Source organism: Streptomyces sp. NPDC087310, assembly GCF_044744405.1.
Lineage (GTDB): Bacteria > Actinomycetota > Actinomycetes > Streptomycetales > Streptomycetaceae > Streptomyces.
Map to the genome: position 1 here is coordinate 323,903 of NZ_JBIUYF010000005.1, position 16,312 is coordinate 340,214.

The window sequence follows — 16,312 nt, forward strand, 5'->3', positions numbered from 1 at the left end:
CGTACACGCGGCCGCGGTCACGGCCGTACCCGAGGCCGTACACACCGAGGCGGGGGTGGGGGGGGGGCCGGGGGCCCCCCCCCCCCCCCCCCCCCCCGGGCCCGGGGCCCGGGGGGGCCCCCGCGCGCGCCCCCCCCCCCCGGGGCCCCCCCCCCCCCCCCCCCGCCCCCGCCCCCCGCCCCGGGCGCCCCGCCCCCCCCCCCCCCCCCCCCCCGCCGGGGGGGGGGGGGGCGGCCCCGCCCCCCCCCCCCCCCCCCCCCCCCTCACTCGTGCCCGGGGCCCGGGGGTCAGCCGCGGACGAGGCCCGTCAGCAGTTCGGCGAGGATGCGCACACCGTCCCGGGTGAGCACCGACTCCGCGTGGAACTGCACGGACGCGAAGTGCGGTCCGCGCAGCGCGTGCACCTCGCCGGTGTCCCGGTCCCGGCTCAGCTCCACCAGGCCCACGCCCTCGCACTCGGCCTTCTCCTCGGACGACCGGGCGGAGAACGTGTTGTAGAAGCCGACCGTCTCGCGCGCCCCGAAGAGGTCGATCTCCCGCCGCGTCCCCTGGTTGGGCACCTCCCGGCGGGCCAGCTCGAACCCCAGCCGGCCGCAGAGCACCTGGTGGCTGAGGCAGACGGCGAGGAACGGGCGGCAGCCGGCCAGCAGGGTGTCGACGACCGCCGCCAGCCGGGCGATCTTCGGGTGCCCGGTGTCCCGGGGGTCGCCGGGGCCGGGTCCCAGCACGACGACGTCGTGGTCGCCCGGCGCGTACTCCCCGTCGTAGCGGCACACCGTCACCGACAGCCCCAGCGCGCGCAGTTGGAGGTCGAGCATCGCGGTGAAGGTGTCCTCCGCGTCGATGACCAGCACCCGGGCCCCGGCCAGCGCCGGCACCACGGGGGTGCGGGCGTTCCGCCCGTCGAGCCAGAACTCGGCGAGGGAGGTGTTGCGTTCGGCCAGCGCGGCCCGCACCCGCGGATGGTCGGCGAAGCGGGCCGTCCGCCCGCCTTCCAGGGCCGCGAGCAGCCCGGCCGCCTTCGCCCGTGTCTCCGCGGCCTCGGCGGCCGGGTCGGAGTGGCGTACGAGGGTGGCGCCGACCCCGATCTCGACCCGGCCGGCGCTGTCGATGTCGGCGGTGCGGATGAGGATGCAGGAGTCCAGCGAGCGGGCGCCCTGTCCGTCCCCGCCGATCAGGGCGGCGACGCCGCTGTAGTAGCCGCGGCCCTCGGGTTCGTACCGCGCGATCACCCTGCAGGCGCTCTCCAGCGGGCTCCCCGTGACCGTGGGCGCGAGCAGCGTCTCCCGCAGGATCTCCCGCGGATCGCGGGTGCTGCGCCCCTCGATGAGGTACTCGGTGTGCGCGAGCCGGGCCATCTCCCTCAGGTAGGGGCCGACCACCCTGCCTCCGCCGTCGCAGACGCGCGCCATCATCTTCAGTTCCTCGTCGAGGACCATGTACAGCTCGTCGGTCTCCTTGGGGTCGGCGAGGAACCCCAGCATCTGGGAGAGTTCGGGTCCGGAGGCCGGATAGCGGTAGGTGCCGCTGATGGGGTTCATCACGGCCGTACCGCCGGAGAGGCTCACATGGCGCTCCGGTGAGGCGCCGACGAAGGTACGGCTGCCGGTGTGCACCGCGTAGGACCAGTAGGCGCCGGACTCGGTCTCCAGCAGATTGCGGAAGAAGGCCAGCGCCCCGGCCGGCGTGTAGTCGCCGATCCGCGCCCGGTAGGAGCGTTTGATGACGAAGTTCGCGCCCTCGCCCGTGCCGATCTCGTTCGCGATCACCTTCCGTGCCGTGGCCGCGTATGTCTCGTCGTCCGGTGCGAAGTGCCCGTCCACCAGCCGGATCGGCGTACGGACGAGCCGGGGCAGGGCCTCGGCCAGGGGCACCGTCTGCTGGTCGGTCACCCGCAGGGCGAGCAGCGGCGCGCCGTCGTCGACACCGGCGTAGCCGCGCTCGGTGATCTGCCGGTACGGCACCAGGACCAGGACGTCGTGGTGCGGCCGGCCGTCGGCGGCGGGCGCCTCGGGCAGCGGGATCGACCCGAGGGTGGGATAGGCGCGCACCTCACCGACGAGCACCTCCAACCGCCCGCCGGTCGCCGTGGGCCGGTGGAGCAGCGCGAAGGGCGGCGGATGCGGTGCCAGCACCCTGCCGAGCAGATCGGATGTCACGCGACGACCTCCTTGACCGTGGTGACGACGGCGCAACAGCGCGCCGCGTAGTCGAGCGCCGTTGCGTGGTCGGCGGCGGAGAAATCGGCGACCGCGTCGGCCACCAGGAACGTCTCGATGTCGTGGGTGAACGCGTCGACCGCGGTCATCAACACGCCCACGTGCGCGTACACCCCGCAGATGATCAACTGGTCGCGGCCGTGCTCCCGCATCCGCTCCAGCAGGCCGGAGCGGAAGAAGGCGCTGTACCGCCACTTGGTGAACGTCCAGTCGCCGGACGCCGGTGCCAGCTCCGGGGTGATCTCGCGGTCCGCTGCGGAGCGGCGCATGCCCGGCCCCCAGAAGTCCTTCAGCAGACCGCGGTCCGCCTCGTCCATGGCGCCGGGCTGTGCCGTGTACGCGACGGGGATGCCCTGTTCGGCACAGCGCGCGCGCAACAGCGCCGCGTGGGACAGCAGTTGTCCTCTCAGGGGCTCGGGCAGCGCCCGGAGGAAGTAGCGCTGCATGTCGTGGACCAGCAGCACCGCGCGCCGCGGGTCGACCGTCCACGACGGGACGCGGGCGGGCAACTCCCCCGCGCGCGGCAGTTCGTAGGGTTCGATGGGAGGTATCCCGCTCATGTCTTCTCTCCGCCTCGTACGGTCGCGGCCTCGTCCGATCGCGCCGTGCCTACACCCCGAGGGTGGCGCCGCCGTCCACGGTGAGGCTCTGCAGGGTGATGTGTCCCGCCTGGTCGGACAGGAGGAAGGCCACGGCGTCGGCGATGTCCGAGGGCAGGGCCAGCTTGCCGAGCGGAATGCCGACCCGGTACGCGTCGGGCGTGCCCGCGATCGTGGTCCGGCGTCCGCTCGCGTCGTGCCACATGGAGCTGAGCATCGGGGTGTCGGTGGATCCGGGGGCGACCAGGTTGCACCGGATGCCGTGCCGGGCCACTTCCAGGCCCAGGCACTTGGTGAACATGGTGGCGGCGGCCTTCGAGGCGGCGTACGCGGCCATCTGGGTACGGGCCGTGCCGGCCGCGTTCGACGCCACCGTGACGAGGGCGCCGCGCCCGCGCGGCACCATCCGGTTGACGACCTCGCGTGACATCACGAACACCCCCGTGGCGTTCACCGCGAAGGTGGCGTCCCAGTCCTGGTCGGTCAGGTGCCGTGCCTCGGACAGGTGGAGCACCCCGGCCGCGTTGACCAGGAAGTCCACCGGGCCCAGCCGCTGTTCGACCGTGTCGACCAGCTTGCCGACCTCGGTACGGTCGGTGATGTCGGCCGGGAACCCCTCGGCGGTGACACCGTCGGCGGTCAGCTTCTCCACGGTGGACCGGAGCCCGTCCGCGTCGCAGTCCACGGCGGCCACGGCGGCCCCCTGGTGGCCGAGCGCGCGGGCCACCGCCGCGCCGATCCCCCGCGCTGCCCCCGTGACCAGGGCGACCTTGCCGTTCATGTGCGGTCCTCCTTCGTACGCGTTCGGATGGGACGGTCCCGCCGGGCGCCGTCCTCGGATTCACCGGTCCGCGCGCCCCAGGCCGCGACCACGGAGACGGCCTGGTCCGGGCGGAGCCTCGGGTCGCACAGGCTGGTGTAGCGGCCGCCGAGCTGATCGGCGGCCAGGGGGCTCGGGGCGCATTCGGTCACGTCGTCCGGGGTGGTCTCCAGATGCAGTCCGCCGGCGGTCCCCCGCGCCGTGCGCACCGCGGCCCTGAAGTCCCGTACCTCCCGGACGATCCAGTCGAGGTAGCGGGTCTTGCGCCCGTCCGGCGCGGTGACCGTGTTGGCGTGCATCGGGTCGCTGAGCCAGATCACCGGATGCCCGGCCTCCCGTACCGTCGCCACGAGCGGCGGCAGCCGGTGGGCGACGAGCTGCGCCCCCATGCGGGCGATCAGGGTGAGCCTGCCGGGTTCGCGTGCCGGGTCGAGCCGTTCGCACAGGGCGAGCAACTCCCGCGCGGTCATACCCGGGCCCACCTTGCAGGCGACCGGGTTGGCCACCGCGGCGAGCAGGGCGACATGGGCGCCGTCCAGTTGGCGGGTGCGGTCCCCTATCCACGGCCAGTGCGTGCTGGTGAGGACCGGCGCACCGGCCGGGTCCTCGCGCACCAGGGGGACTTCGTAGTCGAGTACGAGGGCCTCGTGGCTGGTCCACACCGGTGGGTCGATGCCCGGTTCCCCCGGCCCGCGGTGCCGGCCCAGATGGCGCAGCACCGTGCCGGAGGCGTGGTAGCAGGCCAGCAGGCGCCGGGGGTCCGGGCGTCTGCTCAGCGGATCGGGTTCGGGGCCGTTGACCATATGGCCCCGGTAGACGGGGAGTTCGAGGTCGCCGACCCACTCGGTGGGCTTCGAGCGGGGCTTGCCGAACTGGCCGGCCATCCTCCCCACCCGGACCACCGGCCGATGGGTGACCCCCTTCAGCGTGCCGGCGAGGACGTCCAGGAGGCCCGTCTTGCGGGCGACATGGGGCGCGGTGCACTCGGCGGGGTCCTCCGCGCAGTCCCCCGCCTGCACCACATGGGCTTCCCCGGCGGCGACGACGGCCAGCGCCGAGCGCAGCGCGCGGACGTCCTCGGGGCCGACGAGCCCGGGGGCGGCCAGGAGCTGCCGCCGTACCCGCCGTACGCCCTCCGTGTCGTCCCACCCGGGCTGCTGGCCGGCCGGTAGCGATCCGATGTCGAGCACAGGGTTGTCCACTGACGCCTCTCCCCTTGTGGATGGATCGGTCCGCGGGTACGTCCCGCGGTCGCCGCGCGGCACGGGTCGCGCGGGATGCCGTGCGCACCGGTGGGGAGCCCGTGACGCCCCCCACCGCACGGCCGGACGGATCACGGCCGCACCGGCGCGGACCGAGCGCCGGCCGATCGGCCTACGGTCCGATCCTGCGGTGGGGGGCGTACGGCGACAACGCGCCGCGGCTCACTTCGTCAGGTGCCGGGTTCCGCGCTGCCCGGCTCCCCGTTCCGCACCTGGCCGGGGCAGCTCAGCACGGCGATGGCGTGGGCGGCCGAGGCGAGGGTCATGTGGCGGTGCCATCCGTCGAACGAACGCCCCACGTAGTCCTCGATGCCCACGTTCTTCGCGACGTCGCGGTAGTCGTCCCGTACCCGCTCCAGCAGGGTGAACAGGGTGAGCAGCGAGGTCGACCTGAGGGAGGTCAGGTTGGTGAGCCACAACTGGGGCTCGTTCCCCTGTCCGGTCTCGGCCAGCCCGACCAGGGCCAGCCGCCGGCCGCCGCCCGCCCGCAGCCGTGCCGCCCGCCCCTGGGGAAGCCGGACGGCCACCGTCGCGATCAGCCCCGAGCGCATCCCGCCGCAGCTACCGAACTCGCGCCACCGGGCCGGCTGTCTGGTGCTGCTCGCCGCGCGGGCGACCTCTCCGGCCGGCATGCTCGCCGCGCCGCGGTGGCCGGTCAGCGCCGGGTCCGAGACGAGCAGCGGGACCGACGGGTCGACCCGTGCCAGCAGGGGGATGCCCCGGCGGCCCAGCCGGTCGAAGAGCATGGCGAGGTTCAGTGAACTGGCGTCCAGCACCACCGGCCGTACCGGCAGCCCCCATTCGGACACCATGCCGACGCAGAGCCTGACGGCCCGGTCGGACAGGGTCTCCGCCTCGGTGCTCTCCGGAATGGAGGCCCGGCTGCGCAGCGACCGGTCGTCGATCCAGGTCGGGGGCAGATGGAGCCCCCAGTCGACCGGGCCGCTCCGGCAGCCGGAGGCCGCCCAGACCCCGATCGCCTGCTGTGCGTTCAGCACCCGCCCCTCGGCCGGTACGAACCGGCGGTCGACCCCGACCGAGTGCTGTCCCGCCTTGCGGATCACCGTGTCCTGCAGCACCCATGCCTCGACCGGCAGGCGGGGCACCAGATAGCGGGCCAGGGCCTGGCGCACCGGCGCCCACTCCCATGTCGACTCGCTGATGAAATGGTGCAGGCTCTGGTCCGTCGCCCGGCCACCGATCAGACTCGCGATGTTCCTGATCGACTTGCGTCCGGGCACCTCCAGGAGGCCCCTGACGTACTCGACGCCCTTCTTGCGCTGATCGGCACGCGGCAGGGAGGCGAAGAGCGAGGTCGACATTTCTCTCAGCAATTCATCCGGCGGAACGTTCTCACCGAATAATCGATCAGAATTCTCTTTTTGATTTCCCATCCTGGCCAGCGGAAACCTGGCTGTATTCATGTTGACCCCCGATTTAATGTCCCGCCGGGCCGGAACTCATGCCCCGCGGAAGATTGGTAGAACGCTTGACCACTCCTCGACTGTCATGTGCACAGGGTGATTTATCCCACCCAAACGGACATCACTTTATCCACCAGTCGATCTTTGCACCACCACACAGGACACAAATCTGTCACCTACCCCACTGACGAGCGAAGACGCACCCGTCACACGGCGAGTGGACGCCACCGATTCACCCGGAACACACGGAAGACGGGCAGCGCCCCAAAGGGTCTGCTTTGCCTGATGTTTGCCTGCCGTAAATTCCGAACGACACGGAGGACGGCACGCCTTTCACGCGGCGTGGCGCGCGGTGGCGACGTAGACGGTCCGCCGCAGGTGGTCGCCGTGCGTGACTTCGTGGACCAGGGCGTGGGCGAGATCGACCCGGGAGGTGAGCAGACGCGGCTCAGGCCGCGGGGCGATCCGGTAGTCCGACACGTCGCTCCGGCCGACGAGGCGCCCGGTCCGGAACAGGGTCCAGTCGAGCCCGGCCTCCCGGACGACGTTCTCCATCCGCCGCACGTCCTCCTGCACGGCGCGGCCGCACGCGAGGACCACCGGGCGGGTGGCCCGCTGACGCAGGAGGTCGGCGCGGGACAGGTCGGCGGCGTCGAGACCGGCGGAGCCGACGCAGAGCAGGTGCCGCACCCCGTTGTTGATCATCGCCTTGACGATGTTGTACGCGGTCTGGGAGCAGACGGTGACGGGCTTCACGGAGGGCGGCGCGCCGACCACCGAGAGGACGGCGTCATGGCCGCGTACGACCCAGTCCACCGCGTCGGCGTCCATCACGTCCGCGTCGGCGACCTGTACCCGGTGGTCGCAGAACGGGAAATCGGCCGGCCGCCGGGTGATCGCGGTGACCGTGTGCCCCGCGGTCATGGCCATGGCCGTGACCAGACGACCCGTGGGGCTGTTGGCGCCGAACACGACCAGCTTCATGCGGTCCTTCCTGGCGGGCGGGCTGAGCTGCCGGGCCTGCGTGCGGTGAGGAACGCAGGTGAGAGCCGTTGTCGAACATCGGTCGGTCTCTCGTACATTGATCGAGCGCACCGATCAATGTACTACGATGAGCTCCGCCGCGTACGATGCGCCGGAAAGGTTGGTGAGGGTCAGCGTGAGCAAGCCACGGGGGAACGGTCGTACGGGCTCGGGTTCCGGGCAGAGCGTCTGGCTGCGCCGACCGCCCGCACCGCGCCACGAGCCGCCGCTGACCAGGGAGCGCATCACCGAGGCGGCGATCGCCCTGCTGGACGAGGAGGGCATGGAGCGGCTGACCATGCGCCACCTGGCAGAGCGTCTCGGCATCGGCGCCACGACGCTGTACTGGCACATCGACACCAAGGACGACGTCGTCGACCTGGCCACCGATGCCATCTTCGTCGAGGCCCCGCTCCCCGACGGGCACGACGGAATCTGGCAGGAGAACGTCGTGGCCCTCCTCTCCGGATGTCGGGCCATGCTTCTGCGGCACCCGTGGTCCGCCGCACTGCCGCTGCGTCAACGGCCGTCGATAGGGCCGAACTTCCTCACGTGGCTGGAGTTCCTCCAGGCAACGTTGTCGCGCGCCGGATTCAAGGCACAGCAAACACAGGCAGCCTGCTGGCTACTGTACAACCACGTTCTCGGCTCGGCGGCGAGCCAGTCCAACCTCCAGTGGTCGAAGGCCGAACGCGCGGCGGCACAGGAGCAGTTGCGCCGGCAGCAGGACGAGTACCCGACGCTCGTGGAGTACGAGTACATGCTCGACGAGGACTGGGAGGACAACTTCCACCTGGGTGTGAAGCTCGTCCTCGACGGCCTGGAAGCCCAGCTCCCCGTCACCGGCTGACAGCCGCACCCCGCCCGCCGGACACCCGGGCACGACCGGTCGGCGCCGGCTCATCTGACAGATCCGCACCGGTCCGCTGGACCTCGGACCGGGCAGCGGATGTCCTGATCTCCTGCGGATCCGCCGTATCCGGCCCGCGCGGGCCCCGTTCCCCGTCGTGGCCGACGCGGGCGGGTGGCCGGTACCAGTCAGGACGACATTGGAGCAGACCATGATCACATGCGCTGCCGCCCAGGACGCACCGGGCGTACTCGGGACGGGGTCCTACGTGCCCGGTCGCGTGATGAGCAACAAGGAGCTGAGCACCCTGACCGGGGTGTCCGAGATGGCCATCGTGCGCAAGACGGCGATCCGTGAGCGGCGCTGGGCGAAGCCGGAGGAGGCGACCTCGGACCTCGCCGTCGCCGCCGCCCGGGCAGCCCTGGAGCAGGCCGGGGTCGGCGCCGCCGAGCTCGGCCTCATCGTCGTGGCGACCTCCACCCCGGACTCCCCCCAGCCGGCGACCGCCTGTGTCGTCGCCGACGCACTGGGCGCCGGGCACGGCACCGCCGCCTTCGACGTCAACTCGGTATGCAGCGGCTTCACGTTCGCCCTGTCGATCGCCGAGCGGATGCTCGCCGGCTCCTCGTCCGACCACGCCCTGGTCATCGGCGCCGACGTGTACTCGCGCATCCTCTCGCCCGCGGACCGCCGCACGATCGTGCTGTTCGGGGACGGTGCCGGTGCCGTCGTCCTGGGACCGGGCGGCCGGCAGCGGATGCTCTCCTCCCGCCTGGCCAGCTTCTCCTCCGCCCGTGAGCTGATCGGCGTGCCCGGCGGCGGCAGCCGGCTGCCGGCGACGGAGGAGACGCTCCGCGAGGGGGCGCAGTACTTCACGATGAACGGCCGGGGCGTCACCGAGTTCGTCGAGACCCAAGTGGCCCCCGGCATCGAGGCGTTCCTCAAGGACAACGGGGTGACCCAGGACGACATCGCGCACTTCGTGCCCCACCAGGCCAACGGACGGCTCCTGGAGAGCCTGGCGCAGCGGCTGGGCATCCCTGCCGCCCGGATGGCCACCACCGTCGCGCAGTACGGCAACACCGGCGCGGCCTCGGTCCCCATCACCCTGGACCACCTGGCCCGTTCGGGCACCGTGGCCCCCGGTGATCTGACCCTGCTGACGGCGTTCGGCGGCGGCATGTCCATGGGGATGACACTGCTGCGGGCCGGCTGACCGCCGGACCCGTACGAAGGCGGCACCACCCGTTCCCGGGGTGGTGCCGCCTTCGGGGCCGTTCGGCGCGGCTCACTTCTTGCCGATGTGCAGCGCCTCCTTGGCGAAGACCTGGAAGTAACTGGGCACGCCCTTGGTGGTGATGACCTCGACGCGGGAGTCGACGTTGAGGTTGTCGACCGCCTCCCGCACCAGCGAGTCCGCGAGGTCCTTGCGCGAGGTGAACCAGCCGGGGTGACGGGTCCTGCTGACGATGTAGTCGGTGGTGGTCGTGGCATCGAAGAGGCCGGCGGGGCGGACGACCGTCCACTCCAGGCCGCTGGCGCTCACGATCTCCTCCATGCGGCTCGTGTCCTCGTAGAGGGGACGGCCCATCTTGAGCAGGATCGGCACGATCACCTTGCGGAAGACGAACGCCTCGCCGGGCGCGTCCTCGTAGTTCGCCCCGATCGAGCTGACGCAGACCAGGCGCCGGATGCCGTGCGCGTTCATCGACTTGATGATGTTGGCGGTGCCCTCCGAATAGACGGTCACCGGCTCCTTCGTGTACGGGACGCCGACGGTGGAGATCACCGCGTCATGGCCGGCCACCGCGGTGTGCGTCTCGTCAGGGTTCAGGATGTCCGCCTTGACCACGCTCAACCGGGCGCCGCTCAGCGGGAACGCGTCGGGCCGGCGGGTGACGGCGGTGACCTCGTGGCCCTCGGCGAGCGCCTGTTCCGTGGTCAACCGGCCCGTCGGGCCGTTCGCGCCGAAGATGACCAGTTTCACGTGTTCCTCCTGTGCGGGGACATGAGTGGGGCTGCGGGTGGATGTCCTCCCGGCCTCCCGCCGGTCCCCGTACATCGCCTCCGGAACGTCTTCGGGACGTCTCCGAGGCGGTTGCGAGGCGGACATCGATCGAGCACTCGAACGTTGGTCTAGTACCGGATCAAAGTACCACGGGGGTTCCGGGGACCAAGGGGTGGGAGAGGCCCGCCGACATGCCGGCGCACCCGCGGCACCGGAGTGCCGCGGGTGCGCCGAGTCGCCGCTCCGGCGGCTCGCCGGCCGGTCCACCGCCCGTCGGTCCACGGTCCGTCAGTCCACCGACAGGCGGGGGAACTTCTTCATGAGGAAGTCGAAGGTGACGAAGTCGATGGCGGACTCCTGCTGCTGGAGCCCGGTCCGGTAGGCCGTGGCCACCTCCACCAGACGCAGGGCCTGGTACTCGATCGCCCTCAGGTTGTCCTCGTGGACGTTGTCCGGCGCGTGCCGCGAGATGCTGCACGTGCCGTACGGCGATCCGTTGTGCTCGGACGCCAGGATCTCGACGCTCGACCCGTTGGGGACGATGAGGCAGCCCCAGTGGCACAGCACGTTGTGGAGGGCGAGGATCGCCGTCTGCTGCCCGGCGTGCGCGGCGGACCCGGAGGCGAACACGGTCGCGACCTTGTTCGCCAGCTTCCCCGGGATGGCCACCGGGCCCGAGCTGTCGACGAACTTCAGGATCTCGGGGGCCGGCAGACCGAAGTGGACGGGCGTACCCATCATGATCGCGTCCGCCGCCACCAGATCGTCCAGCGTGGCCACCGGGATGTCACCGGTGGTGGTCTCCAGTTCGGCGTATGCCTCCTTGTCCAGCACCATCGGGTCCGGGAGTTCGGGAACCTTGTACAGCTTCGGCTCGGCACCCGCCTTTTCCACCGCGGCCGCCGCCGCGGTGGCCAGCCGAAAGATGTTGCCGCTCCGGGAATGGAAGATGATGGCCACCTTGACCATGGAAAACTCCTCGCCATTCGTCATTGCGGGGAATGCGACATCCCCCGGGTACGAGGCGTCATCCTCACGGTCCGGTACGTGCGCTGCCCAGGCCCGCGCCGGACAGTTCGTCAGGTCCGCGGACAGCTCGCCCCGGCCCGAATTCCGGCACGGACCGGACCTGACAGACTGGCCGGTGACGGGTTGAGTGCCCTGTGACGGTGCACTGTTCTGTTCTCATGTCGAATTCCACGGACGAACAGATCACCCTTCCCACCGAACCCGATCAGCTTTCGACGGCATTCGAGCTGGCCTTCAACTCGGGCCGGCTCGAAGCCATCCAGCAGCTTTTCGCACCGAACGCCATGCGTGTTCTCGCCCCGGGCCAGTACCAGACGGGTGAGGAGATGTGGAAGTCCGCCGAGGCGACGCTGCCGGACCGCCTCCCGGTCACGCTGTCGGTACGGCACATCTACACGGTCGACGACACGGCGCTGCTGATCTGCGACTACGTGCACGAGGGCACCGGTCCGGACGGAACGCACCAGCGCGTCGAGGGCACGGCCGCGGACATCCTCCGCCGGGGCGCCGACGGCGTCTGGAGGTGTCTGATCAGCAACCCGCCGGGCACCACCCGGGCCTGACGCGCCCTGACCCGATCCGGCCCCGCCCCGCCCCACCCCGACCTGACCTGCCCCGACCTGAGGACGATCGATGCCGGACAGTGAGCAGACAGCGCCCACCGAAAGGCCGTGGTCGCGCGCCATCGACGTACACCACCACATCCTGCCGGACTTCTACCTCGACGAGCTGGCCCGGATGGGTGTCGCGACCATTCTCCCCGGCGTCGACCGGCCGACCTGGAGCGCGCGCGGCAGCCTCGCCATGATGGACCGGCACGGCATCCGCGCCGCCGTGGTCAGCGTCTGGCCGGGGGTGCCGGCGACCCTGGAGCCGAAGCCCGCCGCACGGTTCGCGCGCCGGGTGAACGAGTACCTGGCCGAGCTGGTCGCCGCGCACCCCGGCCGCTTCGGCGCCTTCGCCACGCTCCCCTTTCCCCACCACGACCTCGTACTGGACGAGTTCGCGTACGCGATCAACACGCTCGGGCTGGACGGTGTGGGCCTCATCAGCAACTACGCCGGCCTGTACGTGGGCGACCGCTCGATGGACCCGCTCTTCGCGGCGGCGGACCGCCGGCGCACCCCGCTCTTCGTGCACCCGACGGTCCCCCCGTCGACCGGTCAGCCGGACTTCGGCCTGCCCGCCTCGCTGTACGAGTTCCCCTTCGAGTCGGTACGGGTGGCGGCCCACCTGCTCTACAACCGGACGCTGGAGAGGTTCCCGGACCTGCCGGTGATCCTGCCGCACGGCGGCGGGGGCGTCCCCTTCTACGCAGGCCGGCTCGCCTGCGGCGGGCTGATCAGCGCGCCTCTCGCCGACCGGCTGCCCGCGGACCCCGTCGGCTCACTGCGGCGGCTCTACGTCGACATCGCCATGGCGGGTGATCCGCACGCCCTGGCGGCGCTGCGCTCCTTCGCCGCCGCGGACCGGATCCTGGTCGGCTCGGACTTCCCGCTCATGCCCGAGCACTACACGCTCGACACGGGCCACCGCGTCATCGGCCACGGCGGGTTCAGCCCCGAGGGGCGGCGGCAGTTGGAGCACGCCAATGCCGAGGCCCTCTTCCCGCGGTTCCTCCCGCGATTCGACGGAAAGGACGGATGAGACACCGTGCTGGACCACACGACGGTCGCCGCCTACCTGGACCGCATCTCGGCCGACCCCCCGGAGCGCCTCGACGCCGACGCACTGCGCCACCTGCACGAACGGCATGTGCTTTCGGTGCCCTTCGACAATCTCGACTACCACCGCGGCGCCGACATCCGGATGGACGAACGGGCCGTCGACAAGATCGTCCACCAGCGCCGGGGCGGCCTCTGCGGTGAGATCAACACCGCGTTCTACCTCCTGCTGGAGTCCCTGGGGTTCGATGTGACCCTGCATCAGGGCCGCGTCCACATCCCGGGCGGGGGGACCACCGCCCCGTACCACCATGTGGTCATGACGGTGGCCGTCGACGGCGCCCGGTGGATCGCCGACATCGGATTCGGCAAGAGCAGCCGCCGCCCCCTGCTGCTGGACTCCGGCGAGCCCCAGCGGGACCCGCACGGCGAGTTCACCACGCGGCGCCCGGACCGGCGGTCCGTCGAGGTGCTCCGCAACGGGACACCGCAGTACATCCTCTACGAGGAGCCGGTGGAGCTGCCCGACTTCCGCCAGACGATGTGGTGGTACCGAACCAGCCCGCACTCCCCGTTCCTGCAGACCCTCGTCTGCTCGATGCCCCTGGAGAACGGCTGGGTCATCCTGCGGGACGACCTGCTGACCGTCGTCTCCGAGGACGGGAAGCGGACCGAGAAGCTCACCGACGACGCGGCGGTACTGGCGGCGTACGAGCGGTGGTTCGGGATGAGGCTGGAGCGGCGTCCCGTACCGACCCCGTACACGAACGACGCGCCCCGCTTCTCGTTCGACGGCGACTGACACCCACACCGACAGGGGAAACGGCATGCTGGACGAAGCGATGACGGCCGCCTATCTGCGGCGTATCTCGGCCGGGCGGCCGGAACGGCCCGACCTTGCCGCGCTGCGCCACCTCCATGAGCGGCATGTGCTGTCGGTGCCCTTCGAAAGCCTCGACTACCACCTCGGCAAGGAGATCTACTACAAGGACGAACGGATCGTCGAGAAGATCGTGCACCAGCGCCGCGGCGGCGCCTGCGGCGAACTCAACAGCGCCTTCTTCTTCCTCCTGGAAGCCCTGGGCTTCACCGTGCGCCTCCGGCACGCGCGCGTCTGGATCGGCGGCCGGCTGCGCGACCCGTACAACCACATGACGCTCACGGCGGAGGTCGGGGGGCGGCACTGGCTCGTCGACGTCGGGTTCGGCAAGGGCGCCAGATATCCGATCCCCCTGGACACGCCGGAGGCACAGGGCGATCCGCACGGTGTGTTCTCCGTACGGAAGGTCGACGAGCGCGCCACCGACGTCCTCCGTGACGGAAAGCCGCAGTACCGCGTCTACGACGATCCGACGTCCCTGTCCGACTTCGACCAGGTGATCCACTGGTACCGGACCAGCCCGGACTCGATGCTCCTCCAGAACATGTTCTGTTCCCTTCCGACCGAGGAGGGCTGGGTCATGCTCAAGGACGACGTGCTGACCGTCACCCGCGGAAAGAAGACGGCGACCGAGAAACTCGCCGACGACGCCGCGGTGCTGGACGCGTACGAGAAATGGTTCGGCATCACGCTGGACAAGCGCCCCACGCCGAGCCCGTACCTGAGGAGCTCCGTACGCATGGCGTTCGAGGAGAAATAGGCGCCGCACCACCCCGAACACCCTGAATCCGGCACCGAGGAGACTTCGTCATGCCCACATGGGAACTCGCGCCCGTCAGTCCGCGCAGCGTCGCGCTGGCATTGCCCGGGAGAGTCGTCACGAACGCGGAACTCTGCGAAACCCTGGACACCACGCCGGAATGGATCGAGGAGAAAACCGGAATCCGGGAACGCCGTTTCCTCGAATCCCACGAGACCGTTCTCGACCTCGCGGTCGAATCGGCCGCGAAGGCCATGGAGGCGGCCGGCATCGGGCCCCGCTCCGTCGATGTCCTGGTGGTCGCGTGTACGAGCCCGGACTGGATCATGCCGTCCCTGGGGGTGAGCCTCGCCGAACGCCTCGGCATCGAGACCCCGCGGATCCTCGACCTGACACAGCACGCGTGCGCCTCGTCCGCGTACGGGATGTACACGGCCTCCTGCCTCCTCCAGGAACCGGGCCTGGAGACCGCGCTGGTCGTCTGCGCCGAGCGGGGCTCCGGCATCACCGACCCGGCGGACCGCCTCACCCGGATCTTCTTCGGGGACGCGGCGGGGGCCGTGGTGCTCCACCGGACGGACGGCGCGGACGGCCTGCTCAGTTACGACCTCGGCCATGTCCACTCGGACGGCGTCCGGATGGCGACGGCCTGGCGGATCGACCAGGAGGTGCCGACGTCGACGACGGAGACCCCCCGCTCGCCGTACATCTTCATGGACGGCAACGTGGTGCTGCGGGAGGCGATGACCCGGGTGCCGAAGTCGCTGAGCGAGGCGCTCTCGCTGGCCGGGGTCACGGTGGACGAGGTGAGCGGCTTCGCCGTCCACCAGGCCAACGCCAAGCTGGTACGGCACATCGGGCGCATGGCCGGCGCCGAGCCCGAGCGGGTCCCCGTCACCGCGGACACGCTGGGCAACACCGCCGCCGCCTCACCGCTGACGGCGCTGTGGCGGCTGGCCAGGGAGGGCCGGGCCCGGCGCGGCGACGTCATCGTGCTCGGCGCGATCGGGGCCGGCTTCCTCTTCGGCTCGCTGGTCTTCCGGCTCCCGGCCGACCTCGTCGCGGCGGAGGTCCCCGGAATGGCCGTCCCAGGAGAGGACATGACGCCCCCGGCACGCTGACGGGGCGCTCGTGGGGGCCGGCACGCTGACGGGGCGCTCGTGGGGGCCGGCGCGGTGACGGGGCGCTCGTGTGGGTCGGCGCGCCGCAGGTGCGCCTCTCGGTCACAACGTCGGCTTCACGCCAACCGGCGTCGGCCGACCCGACCGGAACACCGTCCCGGCGCGCCGGAACGACGTCCGCCCACCGACCGCTCCGAAATCGAACACGGACGCGCGACGCTGTCGTCCGCGCCCCGAACCACAGGGTGATCGCCCGCACGAGGGCGGTCACCACATTTCTTTCATTAACCGAAGGATATATTCCGCTTTCGGTTCCCCTGCCTTCAAACCAGCGAATTTCAGCCCCACCGGAACGACTATCCCGCGGAAAATTCCTTGCTTCGCACGCGGAGCCATGGTTAGGGTTTATATCGTCCTTCGAATTAAGGAGTGAGGAAAATGATCGAGAACGAGATCGTTGAATACGAGGCGCCCGAGATGCTGCCCGTCGGCGAGTTCTCCGAACTCACCATGTGGTACGGCTGGGCCAGCAATGACGGTGAAGGCGTAGCCATCATCTGATAATCACACATGTCATTCGGTCATGAAGGGGGAGACCGTTGGGTGCGTCGTGGTTCGTCGCTTTCCCAGAAAACGTCGAAGGCGCATTTCCG

16 protein-coding genes are annotated in these 16,312 nt (G+C 70.8%); 8 read left to right on the forward strand and 8 right to left on the reverse strand.

The window, feature by feature from the left end:
- Nucleotides 1–287: 287 nt before the first annotated feature.
- From ACIO3P_RS20685 to ACIO3P_RS20710, 6 genes are all read right to left on the reverse strand, one after another.
- Nucleotides 288–2,159 (reverse strand): anthranilate synthase family protein, encoded by a 1,872-nt coding sequence (locus ACIO3P_RS20685; protein ID WP_401852857.1) that lies wholly within the window; start codon nucleotides 2,157–2,159, stop codon nucleotides 288–290.
- Nucleotides 2,156–2,779: an isochorismatase family protein gene (locus ACIO3P_RS20690; RefSeq protein WP_401852860.1), complete on the reverse strand. Its 624-nt coding sequence runs from the start codon at nucleotides 2,777–2,779 to the stop codon at nucleotides 2,156–2,158. The genes ACIO3P_RS20685 and ACIO3P_RS20690 overlap by 4 nt, the downstream gene beginning before the upstream one ends.
- A gap of 49 nt (nucleotides 2,780–2,828) precedes the next feature.
- Entirely contained in the window at nucleotides 2,829–3,599 is a 771-nt protein-coding gene (locus ACIO3P_RS20695) for a 2,3-dihydro-2,3-dihydroxybenzoate dehydrogenase (protein ID WP_329822272.1), read from the reverse strand.
- The gene (locus ACIO3P_RS20700; RefSeq protein WP_401852863.1) at nucleotides 3,596–4,840 is read right to left on the reverse strand and encodes a 3-deoxy-7-phosphoheptulonate synthase; all 1,245 of its coding nucleotides are present in this window, start codon (nucleotides 4,838–4,840) and stop codon (nucleotides 3,596–3,598) included. Before ACIO3P_RS20700 ends, ACIO3P_RS20695 begins: the two co-directional genes overlap by 4 nt.
- A gap of 230 nt (nucleotides 4,841–5,070) precedes the next feature.
- Nucleotides 5,071–6,222 carry an IS701 family transposase gene (locus tag ACIO3P_RS20705; protein ID WP_401788882.1) on the reverse strand — a complete coding sequence of 384 codons (1,152 nt, stop codon included), beginning with the start codon at nucleotides 6,220–6,222 and terminating at the stop codon, nucleotides 5,071–5,073.
- A gap of 435 nt (nucleotides 6,223–6,657) precedes the next feature.
- Nucleotides 6,658–7,308, reverse strand: a complete 651-nt coding sequence (locus ACIO3P_RS20710; protein WP_329822269.1) for an NAD(P)H-binding protein — start codon at nucleotides 7,306–7,308, stop codon at nucleotides 6,658–6,660.
- A gap of 175 nt (nucleotides 7,309–7,483) precedes the next feature.
- On the opposite strand from ACIO3P_RS20710, the gene ACIO3P_RS20715 reads away from it, so the two are divergent.
- On the forward strand, nucleotides 7,484–8,197 hold the full coding sequence (locus ACIO3P_RS20715; RefSeq protein ID WP_329822268.1) for a TetR/AcrR family transcriptional regulator C-terminal domain-containing protein: 714 nt from the start codon (nucleotides 7,484–7,486) through the stop codon (nucleotides 8,195–8,197).
- A 211-nt stretch (nucleotides 8,198–8,408) separates the two neighbouring features.
- A complete protein-coding gene (locus tag ACIO3P_RS20720; protein ID WP_401852865.1) occupies nucleotides 8,409–9,413 on the forward strand; it encodes a 3-oxoacyl-ACP synthase III family protein in 1,005 nt (334 codons plus the stop codon).
- 72 nt (nucleotides 9,414–9,485) lie between these two features.
- Here the strand turns inward: ACIO3P_RS20720 and ACIO3P_RS20725 are convergent, their stop codons facing one another.
- Nucleotides 9,486–10,184: an SDR family oxidoreductase gene (locus tag ACIO3P_RS20725; RefSeq protein WP_329822266.1), complete on the reverse strand. Its 699-nt coding sequence runs from the start codon at nucleotides 10,182–10,184 to the stop codon at nucleotides 9,486–9,488.
- Between the two features lie 309 nt (nucleotides 10,185–10,493).
- Complete coding sequence (locus ACIO3P_RS20730) at nucleotides 10,494–11,174, reverse strand: NAD(P)H-dependent oxidoreductase (protein WP_329822265.1); 681 nt, start codon at nucleotides 11,172–11,174, stop codon at nucleotides 10,494–10,496.
- Nucleotides 11,175–11,392: 218 nt separating this feature from the next.
- On the opposite strand from ACIO3P_RS20730, the gene ACIO3P_RS20735 reads away from it, so the two are divergent.
- From ACIO3P_RS20735 to ACIO3P_RS20760, 6 genes are all read left to right on the forward strand, one after another.
- Complete coding sequence (locus ACIO3P_RS20735) at nucleotides 11,393–11,797, forward strand: nuclear transport factor 2 family protein (RefSeq protein ID WP_329822264.1); 405 nt, start codon at nucleotides 11,393–11,395, stop codon at nucleotides 11,795–11,797.
- Between the two features lie 70 nt (nucleotides 11,798–11,867).
- On the forward strand, nucleotides 11,868–12,881 hold the full coding sequence (locus ACIO3P_RS20740; protein ID WP_329822263.1) for an amidohydrolase family protein: 1,014 nt from the start codon (nucleotides 11,868–11,870) through the stop codon (nucleotides 12,879–12,881).
- A gap of 6 nt (nucleotides 12,882–12,887) precedes the next feature.
- The gene (locus ACIO3P_RS20745; protein WP_401788892.1) at nucleotides 12,888–13,700 is read left to right on the forward strand and encodes an arylamine N-acetyltransferase; all 813 of its coding nucleotides are present in this window, start codon (nucleotides 12,888–12,890) and stop codon (nucleotides 13,698–13,700) included.
- Between the two features lie 25 nt (nucleotides 13,701–13,725).
- Nucleotides 13,726–14,538: an arylamine N-acetyltransferase gene (locus ACIO3P_RS20750; protein WP_401852869.1), complete on the forward strand. Its 813-nt coding sequence runs from the start codon at nucleotides 13,726–13,728 to the stop codon at nucleotides 14,536–14,538.
- A gap of 50 nt (nucleotides 14,539–14,588) precedes the next feature.
- Nucleotides 14,589–15,659 carry a ketoacyl-ACP synthase III gene (locus tag ACIO3P_RS20755; protein WP_329822260.1) on the forward strand — a complete coding sequence of 357 codons (1,071 nt, stop codon included), beginning with the start codon at nucleotides 14,589–14,591 and terminating at the stop codon, nucleotides 15,657–15,659.
- A 438-nt stretch (nucleotides 15,660–16,097) separates the two neighbouring features.
- On the forward strand, nucleotides 16,098–16,220 hold the full coding sequence (locus tag ACIO3P_RS20760; RefSeq protein WP_106974329.1) for a lasso RiPP family leader peptide-containing protein: 123 nt from the start codon (nucleotides 16,098–16,100) through the stop codon (nucleotides 16,218–16,220).
- Nucleotides 16,221–16,312 lie beyond the last annotated feature (92 nt).